The sequence below is a fragment of the Pseudonocardia sp. ICBG1293 genome (assembly GCF_020131355.1).
GTDB lineage: Bacteria > Actinomycetota > Actinomycetes > Mycobacteriales > Pseudonocardiaceae > Pseudonocardia.
Genome location: NZ_JAHLEL010000049.1, coordinates 1 through 21087 on the forward strand (window position 1 = coordinate 1; position 21087 = coordinate 21087).

The following is a 21087-nucleotide window of genomic DNA, read 5'->3' on the forward strand; positions in this document are numbered from 1 at the left end:
GTCCCGGGGTCTTTCCGTCCTGCCGCGCGTAACGAGCATCTTTACTCGTAGTGCAATTTCGCCGAGTCTGTGGTCGAGACAGCGCCCAAGTCGTTACGCCATTCGTGCAGGTCGGAACTTACCCGACAAGGAATTTCGCTACCTTAGGATGGTTATAGTTACCACCGCCGTTTACTGGCGCTTAAATTCTCCGCTTCGACCCCGAAGGAGCTAACAGGTCCTCTTAACGTTCCAGCACCGGGCAGGCGTCAGTCCGTATACATCGTCTTGCGACTTCGCACGGACCTGTGTTTTTAGTAAACAGTCGCTTGGGCCTGGTCTCTGCGACCGGCCGTCCCTAGCCCGCAAGGAGCCTCAAGACAACCGGCCCTCCTTCTCCCGAAGTTACGGAGGTATTTTGCCGAATTCCTTAACCACAGTTCGCTCGATCGCCTCGGTATTCTCTACCTGACCACCTGTGTCGGTTTGGGGTACGGGCCGCAACAGCACTCGCTAGAGGCTTTTCTCGACAGCATGGGATCACTCTCTTCGCCTCAATCGGCTACGCATCACCTCTCACCCTTCACGATCCCCCGGATTTACCTAGGAAATCAGGCTACAGGCTTACACCACGACAACCACCGCGTGGCGGAGCTACCCTCCTGCGTCACCCCATCACTTACCTACTACCAGATCGGATCCCACGCTCCCCCACAAACAACACTCCCGAAGGAGCGAAGGTGGGTTCGGATGGTTAGCATCACCGGCCTCGGCATGGACGCACTATCACGAGCACGGGAATATCAACCCGTTGTCCATCGACTACGCCTGACGGCCTCGCCTTAGGTCCCGGCTCACCCTGGGCGGAACAACCTGGCCCAGGAACCCTTGGTCATCCGGCGGCAGAGATTCTCACTCTGCATTCGCTACTCATGCCTGCATTCTCACTCCCACACCCTCCACCCGTAAATCACTCCCGGGCTTCACCAGATGCAGGACGCTCCCCTACCCAACAACACAACAGTGTCATTGCCACGGCTTCGGCGGTGCGCTTGAGCCCCGCTACATTGTCGGCGCAGGACCACTTGACCAGTGAGCTATTACGCACTCTTTCAAGGGTGGCTGCTTCTAAGCCAACCTCCTGGCTGTCCGGGCGATCCCACATCCTTTCCCACTTAGCGCACGCTTAGGGGCCTTAGCCGGTGATCTGGGCTGTTTCCCTCTCGACCACGAAGCTTATCCCCCGCAGTCTCACTGCCGCGCTCTCACTCACCGGCATTCGGAGTTTGGCTGACTTCGGTAAGCTTGTCGGCCCCCTAGGCCATCCAGTGCTCTACCTCCGGTAAGAAACACACGACGCTGCACCTAAATGCATTTCGGGGAGAACCAGCTATCACGAAGTTTGATTGGCCTTTCACCCCTACCCACAGCTCATCCCCCAGGTTTTCAACCCTGGTGGGTTCGGGCCTCCACGACGTCTTACCGACGCTTCACCCTGGCCATGGGTAGATCACTCCGCTTCGGGTCTACACCCCGCGACTACAACGCCCTATTCGGACTCGCTTTCGCTACGGCTACCCCACACAGGTTAACCTCGCCACGAAGCATAACTCGCAGGCTCATTCTTCAAAAGGCACGCCATCACCCCGTCCGAAGACTCAAGGCTCTGACGGCTTGTAAGCACACGGTTTCAGGTACTATTTCACTCCCCTCCCGGGGTACTTTTCACCTTTCCCTCACGGTACTTGTCCGCTATCGGTCATCAGGTAGTATTTAGGCTTGACGGGTGGTCCCGCCAGATTCACAGCGAATTTCACGGGCTCGCTGCTACTCGAGAACACGCCCACAACAGAACCAGACATTTTCGCGTACGGGGCTATCACCCACTACGGCCGACCATCCCAGAGTCGTTCCGCTAACACCGGCTCTTGCTGTCCCATCCTCGGCAGAAGATGAACGACACGTCTCACAACCCCGCACCCGCAACACCTGCCGGCTTGACACGGACACGGTTTAGCCTCTTCCGCTTTCGCTCGCCACTACTCACGGAATCACTATTGTTTTCTCTTCCTGTGGGTACTGAGATGTTTCACTTCCCCACGTTCCCTCCACGCACCCTATGAATTCAGGTACGGGTAACGCCCCATGACGGGCGCTGGGTTTCCCCATTCGGACACCCTCGGATCACAGCTCGGTTGACAGCTCCCCGAGGCCTATCGCGGCCTCCCACGTCCTTCATCGGCTCCTGATGCCCAGGCATCCACCATGTGCTCTTAACAACTTGACCACAACAAGATGCTCGCATCCACTATGCAACACTCAACCCACAACCACACCAGACCAAGAAGAAGCCACCACACCCGGAACCAACCGGGGCGTTAGGACAACCCTCAACCTGAGCGGCCAAAGAAAACAACCCACAGCTCCGAAGAACCTCGGGGTGTCCCCTCAGGACCCAACAGTGTGCCAAGCCAAACGGTCCGACGACCTGCGTTCCACCCAACGCACCCGACCCACGAACGGGGCCGCAAATGCGATTCAATGAAGGAACCACAGACACCTTATGAGCAGAACTCACAGAGTATTGTGGTGCCCCATCACATGATGGGACTCCTTAGAAAGGAGGTGATCCAGCCGCACCTTCCGGTACGGCTACCTTGTTACGACTTCGTCCCAATCGCCAGTCCCACCTTCGACAGCTCCCTCCACAAGGGTTGGGCCGCCGGCTTCGGGTGTTACCAACTTTCGTGACGTGACGGGCGGTGTGTACAAGGCCCGGGAACGTATTCACCGCAGCGTTGCTGATCTGCGATTACTAGCGACTCCAACTTCACGGGGTCGAGTTGCAGACCCCGATCCGAACTGAGACTCACTTTAAGGGATTCGCTCCACCTCACGGTCTCGCAGCCCTCTGTATGAGCCATTGTAGCATGTGTGAAGCCCTGGACATAAGGGGCATGATGACTTGACGTCATCCCCACCTTCCTCCGAGTTGACCCCGGCAGTCTCCCATGAGTCCCCACCATTACGTGCTGGCAACATGGAACAAGGGTTGCGCTCGTTGCGGGACTTAACCCAACATCTCACGACACGAGCTGACGACAGCCATGCACCACCTGCACACCAACCACAAGGGAAGCCCTATCTCTAGGGATGTCTGGTGCATGTCAAACCCAGGTAAGGTTCTTCGCGTTGCATCGAATTAATCCACATGCTCCGCCGCTTGTGCGGGCCCCCGTCAATTCCTTTGAGTTTTAGCCTTGCGGCCGTACTCCCCAGGCGGGGCGCTTAATGCGTTAGCTGCGGCACAGAAACCGTGGAATGGTCCCCACACCTAGCGCCCAACGTTTACGGCGTGGACTACCAGGGTATCTAATCCTGTTCGCTCCCCACGCTTTCGCTCCTCAGCGTCAGTATCGGCCCAGAGACCCGCCTTCGCCACCGGTGTTCCTCCTGATATCTGCGCATTTCACCGCTACACCAGGAATTCCAGTCTCCCCTGCCGAACTCAAGTGATGCCCGTATCGACCGCACGCTCAGAGTTAAGCCCCAAGTTTTCACGGCCGACGCGACACACCGCCTACGAGCTCTTTACGCCCAATAATTCCGGACAACGCTCGCACCCTACGTGTTACCGCGGCTGCTGGCACGTAGTTGGCCGGTGCTTCTTCTCCAGGTACCGTCAATTGCTCTTCGTCCCTGGCGAAAGAGGTTTACAACCCGAAGGCCGTCATCCCCCACGCGGCGTCGCTGCGTCAGGCTTCCGCCCATTGCGCAATATTCCCCACTGCTGCCTCCCGTAGGAGTCTGGGCCGTGTCTCAGTCCCAGTGTGGCCGGTCGCCCTCTCAGGCCGGCTACCCGTCACCGCCTTGGTAGGCCATCACCCCACCAACAAGCTGATAGGCCGCAGGCCCATCCCCCACCGAAAAAACTTTCCACCACCAACCATGCGATCAATGGTCCTATCCGGTATTAGACCCAGTTTCCCGGGCTTATCCCAGAGTGGAGGGCAGGTCACCCACGTGTTACTCACCCGTTCGCCGCTCGTGTACCCCCGAAAGGGCCTTACCGCTCGACTTGCATGTGTTAAGCACGCCGCCAGCGTTCGTCCTGAGCCAGGATCAAACTCTCCAACAAAACCCTGACAAACAAACAACTGGCCACAACACCCGACGGGGTCGAATGCTGCAACCACAATTTGGCACAAAACGCCAAACCGAATAAAAATAGCTCGACACACTGTTGAGTTCTCAAAAGACCCCCGCACCGCACTCACCCACCCCCACACAAGGAGCAGGATCCTGAAGACGGATCATCTCGACCCACCAAGACAATCACACCGAGAAACTCGGCGAACCACCGGGGGTCATGTCCGCGGGGCCTGTTGACCGGGCCTCCCAGGCCCGTTCTGTCCGGCTCACTCGCTGACAGAGAGAAAGTTACACGGCCCGTCGGGCGCCGTTCACAGGGGGGTCGGTTTTCGGCATCGTCGCAGGTCAGCCCCCATGTCGGCGGCCGGGACGACGCAGCCGCCGCGGGTCCGGCTGCTCGTCGCCGGGGGTACCCCACGCCGACCGAGCCCCCTCGGTCGTCCTGACCCGGCGGGCACGCTCGCGGCCGCCGCGCAACGGCGGCCGCGATCGCGGTGGCTCAGGCCGCGCGGGCGGCCGGTCGGCGCAGCAGCCCTCGGCGCTCACGGCGGTGCTCGGACTCGCGGATCCCGCGCGCCGGCAACGACAGCCGCCAGATCGAGCGGGTCGCCTGCCAGAACTGCCGCGGGAACGGCCCGGTCGTGTAGGGCAGGTCGTACTTCTCGCAGAGCGCCCGGACCTTCACCGCGATCTCCGGGTACCGGTTCGACGGCAGGTCCGGGAACAGGTGGTGCTCGATCTGGTAGCCGAGGCTGCCGGACATGACGTGCATCAGGCGGTTACCGGTGAAGTTGGCCGACCCGAGCAGCTGCCGCAGGTACCACTCGCCGCGGGTCTCCCCGTCCAGCTCCTCCTCGGTGAAGACCTCGGCCCCGTCCGGGAAGTGCCCGCAGAAGATGATCGCGTAGGACCAGATGTTGCGGACGACGTTCGCGGTGGCGTTCGCGGTCAGCGGCGAGACCGCCGCGGGGCCGGTGAGCAGCGGGAACAGCACGAAGTCCTTGCGCATCTGCCGAGCGTGCTTGCGGCCGACGTCGAGCAGCTTGCGGCGGAGCTCCTCGGGATCCTCGACCTGCATCTTCAGCAGGCCGTCGACGTCGAGGTCGTGCAGGGACACCCCGTGTTCGAACAGCAGCATCAGCAGCACGTTCCAGATCGGCTGCCCCAGGTAGGCGGGGTGCCAGGGCTGGTCGGCACGGACCCGGAGGATCTCGTAGCCGACGTCCTTGTCCTTCCCGATCACGTTCGTGTACGTGTGATGCAGGTAGTTGTGCGAGTGCCGCCACTGCTCGGCCGGGCAGACGTTGTCCCACTCCCACGTCGACGAGTGGATCTCCGGATCGTTCATCCAGTCCCACTGGCCGTGCATGACGTTGTGCCCGATCTCCATGTTCTCGAGGATCTTCGCGACCGAGAGCATGGCGGTGCCGGCGAGCCACAGCGGTGGGATCCGGCTGCCGAACAGCGTCACCCGGGCGGCGACGTTGAGCCGCCGCTGCCAGGTGATCATGGTGCGGATGTAGTCGGCGTCGTGCTGGCCGCGACGCTCCTCGACGTCGGCGCGGATCGCGTCGAGCTCCTGCCCGATCGCCTCCACGTCGGCCTCGGTGAGGTGGGCGAACTCCTTCACGTCGGAGATGGCCACGACGGTCCTCCTTCGGTGGTGGTCGGGTCAGATCTCGAGCACGCAGTCGCCGGCGGCGGCGGTGATGCAGGTCTGGATCTTCTCGGCGGGGGTGTCGGGGTCGCCACGGCGTTCGGTGCCGTCCCGCAGGTCGCGCACCGAGCCGGACCGCAGGCCGACGGTGCAGGTGTGGCAGATGCCCATCCGGCAGCCGTAGGGCAGGTCGAGGCCGGCCTGCTCCCCCCGCGTCGAGCAGGGTGGTGGCGCCGTCGATCTCGACCGTGGCGTCGCCGTCGCCGTCGGAGGTGGCGGGCGAGCCGCGGCGGACGAAGGTGACCGTGCCGCCCTCGGCCTCTCCCCCGCGCAGCGACGCGGAGAACCGCTCGACGTGCAGCGCCCCGCCCCGGCCCGCGGACTCCCACAGCTCCTCGGCCTCGTCGAGCATCGCCTCCGGGCCGCACGCCCACGTGCTGCGCTCGGCCCAGTCCGGGCAGTGCTCCGCCAGCCCGGCCGGAGTCAGCCTGCCGCGCTGCCCGGTCAGGTGCAGCTGCACCCGCAGCGACGGGTGCCGTGCGGACAGCTCCTCGAGCTCGGCGGCGAAGATGACGTCGCCGTCGCGCGGGGCCGAGTGCACCAGCACCACGTCGGGCACGGTGTCGCGCCGGTCCAGGGTGCGCAGCATCGCCATGATCGGGGTGATGCCGCTGCCCGCGGTGAGGAAGAGCAGGCGCTGCGGCGGCGGGTCGGGCAGCACGAACTCACCCTGGGGGAGCGCGAGACGCACGACCGTGCCGGGCCCGACGCCGTCGACCAGGTGGCGGGACAGGAAGCCCTCCGGCATCGCCTTGACGGTGATCGAGATGTGCCTGCGGTCGCGGCGCGGCTCGGAGGTCAGGGAGTAGGAGCGCCAGTGGAAGCGACCCTCGACCTCGACACCGATGCCGACGTACTGACCGGCACGGTGGTCGAACGACCAGCCCAGACCGGGCCGGATGACCAGCGTGGCGGCGTCGGCGGTCTCGGCCACGACCTTCACCACCCGACCGCGCAGCTCCCGCACCGACCACAGCGGGTTCAGCAGCAGCAGGTAGTCATCGGGCAGCAGGGGCGTGGTGAAACGGGCGGCCGCTTTCCGTGCGCGGCGCAGCCCTTTCGGCAGTACGGCGTCGGTCATGGGCCCACCTCGTCGTCGGGGTCGGGCACCATCGGACCCGATCTCGGTGACGGCGGCAAGTTGGGACGGCGACCACCTCGTCACCAGCGACGACGGCATCGCAGCCCGACCTGTGGGAACGTTACATCGATTCTCCCGAAGACCATGTCGAGATCGACTCCCTAGGATCGGCTGGATGGCGGACTTCCCGATCGAGGAGCTGGCCCGCCGGGCGGGCATGACCGTGCGGACGGTGCGCACCTACATCACGCGCGGACTGCTCCCCCCGGCCGGCCGCGCGGGTCGGGCCGCCCGCTACACCGGCGACCACCTCGACCGGCTCGACCTGGTCAACGGGCTCCGGCGACGCGGCTTCTCGCTGGGGGCGATCGAGGTGCTCGTCGCCCAGGACACCGAACGGACGGCCGAGGACGCGCTACGGCTCTACCGCGGGATGCTCGCCCCGTGGCAGCCGGAGGAGCCCGTCGAGGTCGACGAGGCCGAGCTCCCCGGCCGTCTCGGCCTCACCCCGGCCGCGGTGTCCGCACACGAGCTGCTCCGGCACCTGGACGAGGCGGGCGTCGTCGAGGCGGCGGGCCCCGGGCGGCTGCGCATCCTGGCGCCGGACCTCGCCCGGGCCGCGGCCGAGGCCGTGCGGCTGGGAATCCCGCCCGCCGCCCTGGTCGGGCTGCGCCGACGGCTCGACGACCACACCGGCGCCGTCGCCGAGATGTTCGTCGAGCTGTTCGCCCGGCAGGTGTGGGACGACTACGTCGACGCCGGTCTGCCCGCCGGGGACGCGCCCCGGATCCAGCAGACGGTGGAGCAGCTGCAGCCCGTCGCCACGCTGGCACTGCTGTCGTCGTTCCGGTCGCGGATGCAGGACGTGATGGACGCCTTCATCACCCGGATCTCCGACGACATCTCCCCCGAGGCCGGGCGCGCCATGGGGATCCGGACGACGGACCTGGACGATCGTTGACTCTTCAACGATGATGCCCCGGGTGAGCACCGTGACGACCGACGTCCTCGTGATCGGCAGCGGGCCTGCGGGCTCCTCGGCCGCGCTGTTCCTCGCCGGGCTCGGCGTGGACCATCTCGTCATCACCAAGTACCGCTGGACGGCCGACACCCCGCGCGCGCACATCACCAACCAGCGGACCGTGGAGATCCTGCGCGACCAGGGCGTGGAGGCCGACGTCGTCGCCGAGGGGACGCCGTCGCACCTGATGGGCGAGACGGTCTTCTGCACCGCGCTGGCCGGTGACGAGCTCGGCCGGGTGCGGACCTGGGGCACCCACCCGGCCCGGCGCGCCGACTACACCCTGGCGAGCCCGTCGTCGCACTGCGACCTTCCGCAGAACATCCTGGAGCCGATCCTGGTCGGGCGTGCCGCCGAGCGCGGCAGCCGGGTCCGCTTCGACACCGAGTACCTCCACCACGTCCAGGACGAGGACGGCGTCACGGTCACCGCACGGGACCGGATCACCGGGGCGGAGCTGACGATCCGGGCCCGCTACCTGATCGGCGCCGACGGGGGGCGCAGCGCCGTCGCCCGGGACGCGGGTCTGCCCCTCGCCGGCCGCGGCGAGCTCGCGGGCAGCATGAACATCGTGTTCGACGCCGACCTCACGGCACTGGTCGAGCACCGTCCGAGCGTCCTGTACTGGGTGCTGCAGCCCGGCGCCGACGTCGGCGGGATCGGGATGGGCGTGCTGCGCATGGTGCGGCCGTGGACGCGCTGGATGGCGATCTGGGGCTACGACCTCGCCGGGCCCCCGCCGGAGCTGGACGACGCGGCGGCCACGGCGATCGTGCACGACCTCATCGGCGACGACGCGGTCCCGGTGACGATCCGCTCCACCTCGGTGTGGACAGTCAACGAGCAGTGGGCCACCCGCTACCGGTCCGGTCGGGTGTTCTGCGCCGGCGACGCCGTGCATCGGCACCCGCCGTCGAACGGGCTGGGGTCCAACACCTCGATCCAGGACTCCTACAACCTGTGCTGGAAGCTCGCGATGGTGCTGCGCGGCCAGGCCGGGCCGGGCCTGCTGGACTCCTACGACGCCGAGCGCGCCCCCGTCGGCGAGCAGATCGTGCGCCGCGCCAACCGCTCGGTGGAGGAGTTCGGCCCGATCTTCGCCGCGCTCGGGCTGGAGCCCGGCGCGGACCCGGCGGCGATGCGTGCCTCGATGGCCGCCCGCGCCGACGACACCCCCGCCGGGGCCGCGACCCGCGCGGCGCTGCGCGCGGCACTGGAGCACAAGGACTACGAGTTCAACGCGCACGGCGTCGAGATGGGACAGCGCTACGCGTCCGGCGCGGTGGTGCCCGACGACACCCCGGAGCCCGCCCACGACCGCGACCCCGAGCTGTACTACCACCCGACGACCTGGCCGGGGGCGCGGCTGCCGCACTGCTGGCTGGGTCGCGACGGGCACCGCGTCTCCACCCACGACCTCACCGGCAAGGGCCGGTTCGCGCTGCTCACCGGCATCGCGGGCGGGGCGTGGGCCGCGGCCGCGCGGACCGTCGCGGCCGAGCTGGAGATCGAGCTGGCCGCCCACGTGATCGGCCCCGGCCGTGAGGTCACCGACGTCTACGACGACTGGGCCCGGCTGCGCGAGGTCGGCGAGGACGGCTGCGTGCTCGTCCGCCCGGACGCCCACGTCGCCTGGCGCGCCGACGCCCTCCCCGACGACCCCGTGGACGCGCTGCGCCGGGTGCTGGGGCGCATCCTGGACCGGACCCCGGAGGTGACCGCATGACCGGCTTCGTCCACGACCCCTCGCCCGCGCGGGTGGTGTTCGGCACCGGGACGCTCGACGACCTCGCCGCGGAGGTGGCCCGGCTCGGGCGCTCGCGGGTGTTCCTCGTCGCGGGCCGGCACCCCGCGGGCGCGGCGGACCGGGCGCGGACCGCGCTCGGCTCACTGCTCGTCGGCCGGTTCGACGAGGCCGCCGTGCACACCCCGGTCACCGTGACCGAGCAGGCGCTGGCGGCGTTCACCGCGGCCGGGGCGGACTGCGTCGTCGCGATCGGCGGCGGCTCGCAGATCGGGCCGTCCAAGGCCCTGGCGGTGCGGACCGGTGCGGACCAGGTCGTCGTGCCCACCACGTACTCGGGTTCGGAGTGCACCGCGGTGCTCGGCGAGCTCGGCGTGGACACCCCCGGGCAGAAGACCACCAGGACCGACCCGGCGATCCGCCCGGAGACCGTCGTCTACGACACGACGCTGGTCGCGGACCTGCCGGCGCCGGTGGGCGTGCCGAGCGCGGTCAACGCGCTGGCCCACGCCGTCGAGGCGCTGTGGAGCGTCGACCGCGACCCGCTGACCGACGCCGCCGCCCTGGAGTCGGTGCGGCTGCTCACCGCGGGGCTGCGCGACGGCGATCCGGACGCCCTGCTGCGCGGTGCGTGGCTGGCCGGGACGTGCCTGGACCGGGCCGGGATGGCGTTGCAGCACAAGCTCGCCCACACCGTCGGCGGTTCGCTGGACCTGCCGCACGCGCCGACCCACGCGGTGCTGCTGCCGCACGTGATCGCCTACAACGCCGCGGCCGCACCGCGGATCGCCGAGGCGCTCGGGCCGGACCCGGCCGGGACGGTCCACGACCTGGTCGCCGCCGCGGGCGGGCCGACGTCGCTGGCCGCGCTCGGCGTCGACGAGGCCGACCTGGACCGGCTCGCCGAGCAGGCCGTCGCCCGGCCGTGCCCGAACCCGGTGCCGGTCACCCGGGACGGCGTGCGGGCCCTGCTCGGGCGGGCCTGGGCCGGGGAGCGTCCCGGCGACGCGGTGCGCGCCACCCTGGACGCGCTGACCGCTCAGGTCACCGCGTCGTTCGGGGGTCCCGACGAGCGGCTCCGCACGCTGCTGGCCGGGCTCGCCGCCACGCTGCACGGCTACGCCCGCACCCACGACCTGACCCAGGACGAGTGGCAGGCCGCGATCGACTTCCTCACCCGCACCGGGCACGTCACCGACGAGCGGCGCCAGGAGTTCGTGCTGCTCTCGGACACCCTCGGGCTGTCCAGCGTGGTGGACGTGCTGACCAACTCCCGCACCCCGGACACGACGTCCTCGGCGGTGCTGGGGCCCTTCTACACCGACGGCCCGCCCGAGCTCGACCAGGGCACCGACGTCTCGGCCGGGAAGGCGGGCACCCCGCTGTGGGTGGACGTGGTCGTCACCGACACCGGGGACACCCCGGTCGCCGGCGCCGTCGTCGACATCTGGCAGTCCGACGAGGACGGCTTCTACGACCTGCAGCTGCCCGAGACCGAGGGGCCCGTGCTGCGCGGCCGGTTCCGCACCGACGACGCCGGTCGGCTCCGGTTCCGCTCGATCCTGCCCGCGGCGTACCCGATCCCGGCCGACGGACCGGTCGGGGAGATGCTGCACGCCACCGGGAGGCACCCCTTCCGCGCCCCGCACCTGCACTTCCTCATCGAGGCGCCGGGGCACCGGCAGCTGATCACGCAGCTGTTCGTCGCCGGTGGGGAGCACCTCGACTCCGACACCGTGTTCGGGGTGAAGCAGGACCTGGTCGTGGAGTTCGCCCCGCGCAGTGGTCCGATGCCCGACGGCGCCGACCCCGGGAGCGACTGGCGGCTGCTGGAGTTCACCTTCCGGATCGCACCCGAGGCCTGACCCCACCCACCCCGGCCGATCCTGCCCGTTCTCTGCCCGATTCCGGGCAGGATCCTGGTCCTGCGCCTCGCGGGAGGTCAGGATCGGCGCCGTGGATCCGGATCTCGTGCGGCACGTGGCCGCCACCACCGGGCTCGCCGAGCCCGTGGCGGCCCGCGTGGTCGCCGACGTCGTCGCCTACTTCGGCGAGACCACCGAGGAGTTCGTCCGCCGCCGGCACCGCGAGCTGCAGGCCCGCGACCGGCGCAACGACGAGATCTGGCCGCGGATCGCGGCCGAGCTCGCCGCGCGGGTGGTCGCCCCGGGTGAGGTCTCCCAGCGGCGGCTGCGCCGGATCGTCTACGGCTGAGCGGACGACGGGGGAACACGCATGTGCGGGATCGTGGGATACGTGGGGCCGCGGGAGGCCGCGGGTGTGCTGCTCGACGGGCTGTCCCGCCTGGAGTACCGGGGGTACGACTCGGCGGGTCTGGCGGTGGCGCACCGCCGGAAGGTGACGGTGCGGCGCACCGCCGGACGGGTGGAGGACCTGCGCGCACTGCTGGACGGCGCCCCTCCCCCGGGCCGGTCGGGCGTCGCGCACACCCGGTGGGCCACCCACGGCGAGCCGACCGAGGCGAACGCGCACCCGCACACCGACACCTCCGGCCGGGTCGCGATCGTGCACAACGGCATCGTGGAGAACGCCGACGCGCTGCGCGCCGCGCTCACCGCCCGCGGTGTGGTGCTGCGCAGCGACACCGACTCCGAGGCGCTCGCGCACCTGGTCGCCGAGGCCCTCGGCGGCGGGGCCGCGACCCTCGCCGACGCGGTGCGCACGGCGCTGGCCGGGGTGGAGGGCACCTACGGACTGGCGGTGCTCGACGCCCGCGCCCCCGACGAGATCGTCGTCGCGCGCAACGGCAGCCCGTTCGTGCTCGGGATCGGCGACGGCGAGATGGTCGTCGCCTCGGACCTGGCCGCGGTGGTGCGGCACACCCAGAAGGTCGTGTTCCTCGACGACGGCGAGATCGTCACCGTGCGCGCCGACGGCATCGAGGGCTCGACCCGCATCAGCCCGACCACCGTCGACACCGGTTCCGAGGACTACGCGCTCGGCGGCCACCCGGACTTCCTGGCCAAGGAGATCGCCGAGCAGCCCGACGCCCTGCGCCGCGCGCTGGCCGGGCGGCTCGACACCCGGTTCGCCACCGCCCGCCTGGGCGGCCTGGGGATGGACCCGCGCGAGCTGCGCGGGGTCCGCCGGGTGCTGTTCCTGGGCTGTGGGTCGGCCTACTACGCCGGGGAGATCGGCGCCGGGCTGGTCGAGCAGCTGGCCCGGATCCCGGCGACGGCCGAACCGGCCGGGGAGTTCCGCCACCGCAACCCGGTCGTCGACCCGGACTGCCTCTACGTCGCGGTCAGCCAGTCCGGCGAGACCGCGGACACCCTCGCCGCGGTGCAGGAGCTGCGGCGCAAGGGCGGCCGGGTGATCGGTGCGGTGAACGTGATCGGCTCGGCGATCTCCCGCGAGTGCGGCGCGGGGGTGTTCCTGCACTCCGGGCCGGAGGTGTCGGTCGCCTCGACCAAGGCCGTCACCACGATGAGCGTGTCGTTCGCGATGCTCGCGGTGCTGCTGGGCCGGGTCCGCGACCTCTCGGTGGCCGACGGCAGGCGGCTCCTCGACGGCCTGGCGGCGCTGCCCCGCCACGTCGAGGCCGTGCTCGCCGAGGACGCCGCCCACGGCACGGTCGCCGCGGTCGCTCGGCGCTGGGCACACGCGCGGTCGATGTTCTTCGTCGGGCGCACCCGGTGCAGCCCGGTCGCGCGGGAGGGCGCGCAGAAGCTCAAGGAGATCTCCTACTGCCACGCCGAGGCCTACCCGGCCTCGGAGCTCAAGCACGGTCCGCTGGCGCTGGTGACCCCGGACATGCCCAGCGTCGTCGTGGTGCCCGACGACGAGCTGCTCGCGAAGAACGTCGGCACGATCGAGCAGATCCGGGCGCGGGGCGGGCCGGTGATCGCGGTGACCGACGCCGACCTCCCCGCCGGGCTGGCCGACGCCGTGCTCCGGGTGCCGCGTACCGAGCCGGAGCTGGCCCCGGTCCTGCTCGGGATCCCCCTGCAGCTGCTGGCCCGGCACACCGCGGTGGCGCTCGGCCGCGACGTCGACCGGCCCCGCAACCTCGCGAAGTCGGTGACGGTGGAGTGAGGGTCCTCGGGCTGCACGTCGCCGCCGAGCGGGGTGCGCCGATCCACGACGTCGAGCGGGTGGAGGTGGTCGCGGGCAGCGGTGTCGTCGGCGACCGGTACTTCGGCACCCGGCACCGGCACGTCTCGGTGCAGAGCCGCGACGAGCTCGACGCCGCGGCCGACGCGCTCGGCGCCCCGGTGCCCTCGGGCGGCACCCGGCGCACCGTCACCGTCGACCACGGCACCGTCCCGACGACGCCCGGGACCCGGCTGCGGCTCGGCGACGTCGAGCTGGAGGTGGTGCGGAAGGCCGCACCGTGCCGGGTGATGGAGACCGCCGTCGGGCCGGGGGCGCAGCGCGCACTGCACGACCGCGGCGGCGCGGTCTGCCGCGTGCTGACCTCCGGCGCGATCGCCGTCGGGGACCCGGTGCACATGCCCGACGGGACGTGACCCGTCCGGTCACCGGCCGTCACCCGTCGGTGACACACCGATGTGGGCGGACCGTCACGGGAGCCCCGTCCGTGCGTTGGAGAGGGGGACGGACGTCGACGAGCGGGGAGCACCGGTGACGGAACCGATCAGGCGCCGGAGGACGGCGGCGACGATGGCGGGGCTGGTCGTCCTGGCCGGGGTCGCGAGCGCCGGGGTCGCCGCGGCCGACGCCGGCGCGACCGCCGCCTCGGACGTCGCCGAGGGCGAGAGCAGCCGGGTCGCGCGACAGACGCACGCCGAGTCGCCGGTGCCCGGCACGCCGTGCTCGGTGTCGGCACGGGCGTGCGTGGACCTGGACTCGCAGCGGGCCTGGCTGATCACCGACGGCACCGTGTCCTACGGTCCGGTCCCGGTCGCGTCCGGCGGGGCGGGCCAGGAGACCCCGGTCGGGCACTCGTTCCGGGTGTACCGCACGTCCGCCGACCACCGCAGCGGCGAGTTCGACACCCCCGACGGAGAGCCCGCCCCGATGCCGTGGTCGGTGTTCTTCGCCGACGGCGGCGTCGCGTTCCACGGCGGCGACCGGGACCGCGCCTCGGCCGGCTGCGTCAAGCTCGACCCGGAGCCGGCGGAGGAGTTCTTCGCCGGACTCCGGGTCGGGGACAAGGTGCAGGTGCTCCGCGCCGCCACCGAGCGCGAGCACCGCGCCGCCCTCAGCTGACCGGCGCCTCCGCCACGGTCCGGCGGCGGACCAGCAGCGACAGCAGGACGGCCAGCACACCGACCCCGCCCGCGACGGCGAACGCGGCGTGCAGCCCGGCCGCGTCCGGGGAGGCCCCGGTGGCGGCGGAGCCCAGCGCGGCGACGGTGACGAACAGGGCCGTCCCCAACGCGCCCGCGACCTGCTGCAGCGTCGAGAGGATCGCGCTGCCGTGGAAGTACAGCTCGTCGGGCAGCGACCCCAGCGCCTCGGTCATCAACGGCGTCATCATCAGCGCCAGCCCGCCCATCAGCACCAGGTGGAAGCCCACGACGACGCCGAGCGGCGTCCCCGGACCGAGGGTGGAGAACAGCAGCAGACCGGTCGCCATGAGCACCGCGCCGGGGATCACCAGCGGGCGGGCACCGACCCGGTCGAACAGCGCGCCGACCGGGCGGCCGAGCAGCCCCAGCAGCAGCCCGCCGGGCAGCACCACGAGCCCGGACACCAGCGTGCTGGTGCCGAGCACGGTCTGCAGGTAGAGCGGCAGCAGCACCGCGGCGACGCCGATCAGGGACAGCAGCACCAGCGCGGTGAGCACCAGGGCGACGACGAACTGGCGGCGCCGGAACGGGCGCAGGTCCAGCAGCGCACGGCCGTCGCGCATCAGCCGCAGCTGGCGCAGCACGAACACCGTCAGCGCGACCAGCCCGACGACGACCGGCACCCACGGCGGGAGCCCCCCGCCGCCGTGACCGCCCAGCGAGGACAGTCCGTAGACCAGGCCGCCGAACCCGACGGCGGACAGCAGTACCGACACCACGTCGAGCGGGACCGAGCGACCGCCCCCGTCGATGCGCAGCCACCGGGCCCCGGCCGCGAGCGCGAGCGCCGCCAGCGGCAGGACCAGCCAGAACATCCAGCGCCAGCCCAGACCGGACAGGATCGCGCCCCCGATGGTCGGACCGACCGCCGGCGCGACCGCGATGACGATCGTGATCGTGCCCATCGTCGCGCCGCGCCGCTCCGCGGGCACCAGGCGCAGGATCGTGGTCATCAGCAGCGGGATCATCATCGCCGTACCGCCCGCCTGCACGATGCGGCCGACGAGCAGTACCGCGAACCCGGGCGCGAACCCGGCGATCGCGGTCCCCACGGCGAACAGGCCCAGGGAGGCCAGGAACACCTGCCGCGGGGTGAAGCGGTCGAGCAGGTAGCCCGTGGTGGGGATGACCACGGCCATCGTCAGCAGGAAGCCGCTGGTCAGCCACTGGGTGGTGGTGGCGGGGACGCCGAGGTCGACGCTCAGGTCACGCAGCGCGACGCTGAGCACCGTCTCGTTGAGGATCATCACGAACGCGGCGCCGACGAGGACGGCGATCAGCGGTCCGGTCCGGTTCGCCGGTACCGGGTCGGTACGGGACGGGGTGGTGGTCACGCGGGGTCTCCTGCCCGGGGAAGGGTCGTGGTGGCCGCGCGCAGGGCGCGGCCGAGTCGGTCGACGGGGTCGGCGCACCGGAGGCCGGCGGCGAGCTCGACGGCGAGGTCCTCGCCGCTGATCCGCAGGGCGGCGGCGACGGCGGCGGCGTGCACCCGGACGTCCAGGTCGCCGGGGTCGCGGCCGGTGCGGGCGGCGATCACCTCGGCCAGCACCGGCTCGGCCCGCTCGTGCACCGCCAGCCAGACCGCCCGCAGCCCGGGCTCGGTGCGCGACAGCGCGATGACGGCCAGCGCGGCGTCGGCGGCGTCGCGCGGATCGTCGGGCGGGCGGTGCTCGGCGAGCAGGTGCTCGTCCAGGCCCACCCCGGCCGGCCAGCGCCGCAGGGTGGCGACGACGGCGTCGATGCTGCGCGCGAGCACCGGCTCGACGCAGCTCTCCTTGGTACGGAACCAGCGCCACAGCGTGCGGCCGGACAGGCCGACCTCCTCGGCGATCCGCTCGCCGCTGGTGGCGTGCACGCCGTGCTCCCGGAACAGCGCCACCGCCGCACGGGAGATCTCGAGGCGCTGCAGCTCGCGCCGGCGGTCGCTCATCGGCGCCCGCCCGCGTCTGGTGTCGTCGAGTGTCGTCATGTCACTGCCTGACAGTAATGAGCCGGGGCGGCCCTGCCCACGAGACGCTCGTCTCACAGTGCCTTTTTGGCAGTTTGTGCCACGATACGGGGCAGGTGACCGTGCGACACCGAGGGAGCCACCAGCGTGACGACGACCAGGACCACCGACCCCACCGCGGCCGACCTGGACCGGCTGCGGGAGCGCTACCGCGTCGAGCGCGACCGCAGGCTGCGCCCGGACGGCACCGCCCAGTACCGGCCCTCGACCGGCGAGTTCGGCTCCTACGCCGACGACCCGTGGTCCGGGCCCGGCGAGCGCGGCCCGGTGGACGACGAGGTGGACGTGCTGGTCGTCGGCGGCTTCGGCGGTCTGGGCGCCGCGGCCCGGCTGCGGCAGGCCGGGCACGAGCGGATCCGGGTCGTCGACGTCGCCGGGGACCTCGGCGGGACCTGGTACTGGAACCGCTACCCCGGCATCGCCTGCGACATCGAGTCCAGCATCTACCTGCCGCTGCTGGAGGAGATCGGCGGGATGCCCAGCCGCCGCTACCCGCCGGGCGCGGAGATCCGGGCGCACGCCCGCGCGATCGGCGAGCGCTTCGACCTCTACCGCGACGCCCTGTTCCACACCGAGGTCACCTCACTGGCCTGGGACGACGACGCGCGGGCCTGGCAGGTCGGCACCGACCGCGGCGACGCGGTCACCGCCCGGTTCGTGGTGATCTCCTCCGGGCCGTTCAACCGGCCCAAGCTCCCCGGGATCCCCGGCATCGCCGGCTTCGCCGGGCACACCTTCCACACCAGCAGGTGGGACTACGGCTGGACCGGTGGCGACGAGCGGGGCGGCCCGCTCGACCGGATCGGCGACCGCACGGTCGCCGTGATCGGCACCGGGGCGACGGCGATCCAGTGCGTCCCGCACCTGGCCGGTGCCGCGCGGCACCTCTACGTCGTCCAGCGGACGCCGTCGTCGGTCGACACCCGCGACGACGCCCCCTACGACGAGGCATGGTGGCGCGCCCTGACCCCGGGCTGGCAGCGCCGCCGTCGCGAGGACTTCCTGCACCTGATGGACATGCGACCGGCGCCGCACGGCGTGTCCGGCCCCGACGGCGTCGCGGACAGGTGGACCGACACCGCGCCGATCCGGGGCGCGCAGCGGCTCGCCCGGACCCGGGGCACCGAGGACCCGGCCACCGCGCTGGAGATCGCGGACGCCGAGAAGATGGACGAGATCCGGGCCCGGGTCGACGAGATCGTCACCGACCCGGCGACGGCCGCGGCGCTCAAGCCCTGGTACCGCCAGATGTGCAAGCGTCCGACCTTCAGCGACACCTACCTGCAGACCTTCAACCGGCCGGACGTGACGCTGCTCGACACCGCCGGGCAGGGGGTCGAGCGGATCACCCGCGACGGCCTGGTCGTCGGCGGCGTCGAGTACCCGGTGGACGCGATCGTGTTCGCCACCGGGTTCGAGCTCGGAGCCGACCCCGCCACCCGGGCCGGGGCGGACATCCGCGGCCGCGACGGTGTCACCCTCGCCGAGCACTGGGCCGACGGGCTGTCCACGCTGCACGGCTGGGTCAGCCGCGGCTTCCCCAACCTGTTCCACGTCGGGGCCGGGCAGAACTCGGCGTCACCGAACTTCGCGCACGTGCTGGAGGAGCAGGCCGGGCACATCGCGGCGGTCTGCGCCGAGGCCGACCGGCGCGGGGTCCGCGTCGTCGAGCCGACCGCGGAGGCCGAGGCGGCGTGGGTCGCGACGATCCGCGAGCGGGCCCGCGACCAGCACGACTTCCTCGCCGGGTGCACGCCCGGCTACTACAACTTCGAGGGCCGCCCGCGGAAGCGCAGCGAGCAGTTCGGCGGCGGTCCGGTCGAGTTCCACGAGATCCTGCGCGACTGGCGCGCCGGCGGGATGGACGACGTGCTCTCCGGCGGCACCCCGTGAGCGTGCGCCCGACCGCGGGGCCGGACCGGGGACCCCTGCGGACCGCACCCGGGCTGCGGGCCGAGCCGCTGTGCCCGCCGAACCCGCTGTGGGCGTCCAACGGGATCGTCGCCGGCCCGGACGGACGGCTCTGGATCGCGCAGTTCCTCGGCGGGACGGTGTCCGCGTTCGACCCGGCGACCGGCGGGCTCGAGACCGTGCTCGGGCCGGACGGGCCGCTCACCGCACCCGACGACCTGGTGCTCGGCGACGGCGGTGAGCTGTTCGTGGTCGACCTGCCCGCCGGGCTCGTGTGGCGCCGGGCCCCCGACGGGGCGATGACCGTCGTCGCCGACGGGATCACCGCACCGGACGGGATCGCGTGGCACCGCGGGCGGCTGTTCGTCAACGAGCTGTGCCCGGACGGACGGCTGCTGGAGATCGACCCGACCGGCGGGCCGCCGCGGGTGCTCGCGACCGGGCTCGCGCTCGGCAACGCGATGGAGGTCGGCCCGGACGGGCTCCTGTACTACCCGCACCTACTCTCCGGCGAGGTGTGGCGGGTCGACCCCGACGGCGGCACTCCCGAACGCCTGCTGGCCGGGCTGGACCGGCCGGTCGCCGTGCGCTTCGACACCGCGGGCCGGTTGCGCATCCTGTCCAACGGCGGACGCGGGTCCCTCGGTACCGCCGAGGGCGGACGGATCACCGCCACCCTCGACACCGGCGTCGGCGGTGCGGACAACGTCGTGTTCACCCCGGACGGCTCGGCCTGGGTCACCGGCGCCTTCCACGGCGGGCTGGTCCGGGTCGGGCCGGACGGCACGGCGACCACGGTGCTGCCGCCCGGCCTCTGCGGCCCCTGGGGCGTGACCGCCGACGGCGTGGACGCGCTCGTCGCCGACCACTTCTCGCTGGCCCGGGTGGGCGGCGGCACGGTCACCGTGCTGGGCGACGTCGTCACCGAGGTCCGCGGCGGGGTCCGGGGGATCGCCCGGCACCGCGACGGCACGGTCGTGACCACCGGGACCGGGGTGTGGCACGGGCGTCCCGGTGCGTGGACGCCGCTGGCCGAGGGCCTGGCCGGGGCGAGCGGCGTCGCGACGGTCCCCGACGGCGTACTGGTCGCCGAGACCGGCGCCGGGCGGGTCCTGCACCTCACCGGGGAGGGCGCCGTCTCCGTCCTGGCCTCCGGACTCGACGGGCCGGTGGACGTCGCCGTCGACGAAGCCGGGACGGTCTACGCGACGCTGACCGGAGGCGGGCAGGTCGTCCGGCTGACCCGCGGGACCGACGGCGGCACCGACCCGGGGACCGGCACCGTGCTCGCCGCGGGGCTGCACCGGCCGGAGGGACTCGCCGTCGCCGGGGGTGTGCTGTGGTGTGCCGAGACCGCCGCGGGACGGCTGCTGCGGATCGACCCGCGCACCCGGTCGGTCGGCGTCGCGGTGGCGGGTCCGGCCTTCGACGTCCGCCCGCCGCACGTGCCTGCCGACTGCCGCGGCGGCGCGGCCACCCGGCCCGCACCGTTCGCCGGCGTCGCCGCGGACGGTGACGGCTCCGTGCTCGTGGCGGTGAACGGGGAGGGCTACGTGCTGCGCGTCCGCCCCTGACCGGGGCCGCGTTCGCCGTCGACGCCGTGGGTCGCGGCGTCGACGGCAGTCGACAGCCGCTCGCGCAGCTGCGCGGCGGGCGGGCGACGCCCGTCGGCGGTGGCGGCGGCGATGTCCTCGGTCGCGACCCGCAGCGCGCCGTTGAGCGCGGCGGCCTGCACCCGGACGGCGACGTCGTCGGGGTCGCGCCCGAAGCGGCCGGCGAGGATCCCGGCCAGGACCGGCTCGGCCCGTTCCTGCACGACCAGCCAGATCGCGCGCAGCGCGGGCTCGGAGCGGCTCAGCCGGATCACGGCGAGGACCAGGTCACCGTCGTCCGGGCCGGCGTCGGGGTGCTCGGTGTAGTCCCGGGAGAGGTGCTCGGCGAGCGGGGTGTCGTCGGGCCAGCGGGCCAGGCTCGCGGTGAAGGCGTCGGTGGCCAGGCTCAGCACCGGCTCCACGCAGCTCTCCTTGGTGCGGAACCAGCGCCAGAACGTGCGCGCCGACAGCCCGACCGCCTCGGCGATCTGCTCCCCGCCGGTGGCGGCGACGCCGTCCTCGCGGAACAGCCGGATCGCGGCCCGGGAGATCTCCAGGCGCTGCAGGGTGCGACGACGGTCGCTCATCGGCCGCCGTCCGCGCCGG

Annotated in this window: 14 protein-coding genes, 2 rRNA genes and 1 pseudogene; 9 read left to right on the forward strand and 8 right to left on the reverse strand. The window is 71.4% G+C overall.

Annotated features, from left to right (window positions below):
• From KPF47_RS25510 to KPF47_RS39760, 5 genes and pseudogenes are all read right to left on the reverse strand, one after another.
• Window positions 1-2266, reverse strand: a 23S ribosomal RNA gene (locus KPF47_RS25510); the annotation flags it as partial.
• Window positions 2267-2597: 331 nt separating this feature from the next.
• Window positions 2598-4117 (reverse strand): 16S ribosomal RNA (locus tag KPF47_RS25515).
• A gap of 513 nt (window positions 4118-4630) precedes the next feature.
• A complete protein-coding gene (locus tag KPF47_RS25520) occupies window positions 4631-5776 on the reverse strand; it encodes a fatty acid desaturase (RefSeq protein ID WP_224391334.1) in 1146 nt (381 codons plus the stop codon).
• A gap of 27 nt (window positions 5777-5803) precedes the next feature.
• Window positions 5804-5959: a hypothetical protein gene (locus tag KPF47_RS39755; RefSeq protein ID WP_305080470.1), complete on the reverse strand. Its 156-nt coding sequence runs from the start codon at window positions 5957-5959 to the stop codon at window positions 5804-5806.
• 286 nt (window positions 5960-6245) lie between these two features.
• Window positions 6246-7148: pseudogene (locus KPF47_RS39760) on the reverse strand (ferredoxin reductase); the annotation flags it as partial.
• On the opposite strand from KPF47_RS39760, the gene KPF47_RS25530 reads away from it, so the two are divergent.
• The 7 genes from KPF47_RS25530 to KPF47_RS25560 all read left to right on the forward strand — a co-directional run bounded on the left by KPF47_RS25530 (window position 7105) and on the right by KPF47_RS25560 (window position 14887).
• On the forward strand, window positions 7105-7890 hold the full coding sequence (locus KPF47_RS25530; protein ID WP_224391338.1) for a MerR family transcriptional regulator: 786 nt from the start codon (window positions 7105-7107) through the stop codon (window positions 7888-7890). The pseudogene KPF47_RS39760 and the gene KPF47_RS25530 overlap by 44 nt on opposite strands.
• 22 nt (window positions 7891-7912) lie before the next feature.
• A complete protein-coding gene (locus tag KPF47_RS25535) occupies window positions 7913-9676 on the forward strand; it encodes an FAD-dependent monooxygenase (RefSeq protein ID WP_224391339.1) in 1764 nt (587 codons plus the stop codon).
• A complete protein-coding gene (locus KPF47_RS25540) occupies window positions 9673-11559 on the forward strand; it encodes a maleylacetate reductase and hydroxyquinol 1,2-dioxygenase domain-containing protein (protein WP_224391341.1) in 1887 nt (628 codons plus the stop codon). Before KPF47_RS25535 ends, KPF47_RS25540 begins: the two co-directional genes overlap by 4 nt.
• A 91-nt stretch (window positions 11560-11650) precedes the next feature.
• Window positions 11651-11908: a hypothetical protein gene (locus tag KPF47_RS25545; RefSeq protein ID WP_224391343.1), complete on the forward strand. Its 258-nt coding sequence runs from the start codon at window positions 11651-11653 to the stop codon at window positions 11906-11908.
• A 21-nt stretch (window positions 11909-11929) separates the two neighbouring features.
• Entirely contained in the window at window positions 11930-13750 is a 1821-nt protein-coding gene (gene glmS / locus KPF47_RS25550; protein WP_224391345.1) for a glutamine--fructose-6-phosphate transaminase (isomerizing), read from the forward strand.
• Window positions 13747-14184: an MOSC domain-containing protein gene (locus tag KPF47_RS25555; protein ID WP_224391347.1), complete on the forward strand. Its 438-nt coding sequence runs from the start codon at window positions 13747-13749 to the stop codon at window positions 14182-14184. Before glmS ends, KPF47_RS25555 begins: the two co-directional genes overlap by 4 nt.
• 115 nt (window positions 14185-14299) lie before the next feature.
• Window positions 14300-14887 carry a L,D-transpeptidase gene (locus KPF47_RS25560; protein ID WP_224391349.1) on the forward strand — a complete coding sequence of 196 codons (588 nt, stop codon included), beginning with the start codon at window positions 14300-14302 and terminating at the stop codon, window positions 14885-14887.
• On the opposite strand, the gene KPF47_RS25565 is transcribed toward KPF47_RS25560, so the two are convergent.
• Both KPF47_RS25565 and KPF47_RS25570 read right to left on the reverse strand, forming a co-directional pair.
• Window positions 14880-16304 (reverse strand): DHA2 family efflux MFS transporter permease subunit, encoded by a 1425-nt coding sequence (locus KPF47_RS25565; protein WP_224391351.1) that lies wholly within the window; start codon window positions 16302-16304, stop codon window positions 14880-14882. The two genes, KPF47_RS25560 and KPF47_RS25565, sit on opposite strands and share 8 nt — an antisense overlap.
• Window positions 16301-16900, reverse strand: coding sequence for a TetR/AcrR family transcriptional regulator (locus KPF47_RS25570; protein WP_224391353.1), 600 nt, complete (start codon window positions 16898-16900; stop codon window positions 16301-16303). Before KPF47_RS25570 ends, KPF47_RS25565 begins: the two co-directional genes overlap by 4 nt.
• Window positions 16901-17065: 165 nt before the next feature.
• Between KPF47_RS25570 and KPF47_RS25575 the strand changes: the two genes are divergently transcribed.
• Together KPF47_RS25575 and KPF47_RS25580 are read left to right on the forward strand one after the other, a co-directional pair.
• On the forward strand, window positions 17066-18871 hold the full coding sequence (locus KPF47_RS25575) for an NAD(P)/FAD-dependent oxidoreductase (protein ID WP_224391354.1): 1806 nt from the start codon (window positions 17066-17068) through the stop codon (window positions 18869-18871).
• Entirely contained in the window at window positions 18868-20463 is a 1596-nt protein-coding gene (locus tag KPF47_RS25580) for a hypothetical protein (RefSeq protein WP_224391355.1), read from the forward strand. Before KPF47_RS25575 ends, KPF47_RS25580 begins: the two co-directional genes overlap by 4 nt.
• Here KPF47_RS25580 and KPF47_RS25585 read toward each other — a convergent pair.
• The gene (locus tag KPF47_RS25585; RefSeq protein WP_224391356.1) at window positions 20439-21068 is read right to left on the reverse strand and encodes a TetR/AcrR family transcriptional regulator; all 630 of its coding nucleotides are present in this window, start codon (window positions 21066-21068) and stop codon (window positions 20439-20441) included. The genes KPF47_RS25580 and KPF47_RS25585 overlap by 25 nt on opposite strands.
• Window positions 21069-21087: the final 19 nt, after the last annotated feature.

Coding starts and splice junctions, on each gene's coding strand:
- KPF47_RS39755 (WP_305080470.1), bottom strand. CDS start 5,959: ATGGGCATCTGCCACACCTGCACCGTCGGCCTGCGGTCCGGCTCGGTG.
- KPF47_RS25530 (WP_224391338.1), top strand. CDS start 7,105: ATGGCGGACTTCCCGATCGAGGAGCTGGCCCGCCGGGCGGGCATGACC.
- KPF47_RS25540 (WP_224391341.1), top strand. CDS start 9,673: ATGACCGGCTTCGTCCACGACCCCTCGCCCGCGCGGGTGGTGTTCGGC.
- glmS (WP_224391345.1), top strand. CDS start 11,930: ATGTGCGGGATCGTGGGATACGTGGGGCCGCGGGAGGCCGCGGGTGTG.
- KPF47_RS25570 (WP_224391353.1), bottom strand. CDS start 16,900: ATGAGCGACCGCCGGCGCGAGCTGCAGCGCCTCGAGATCTCCCGTGCG.
- KPF47_RS25585 (WP_224391356.1), bottom strand. CDS start 21,068: ATGAGCGACCGTCGTCGCACCCTGCAGCGCCTGGAGATCTCCCGGGCC.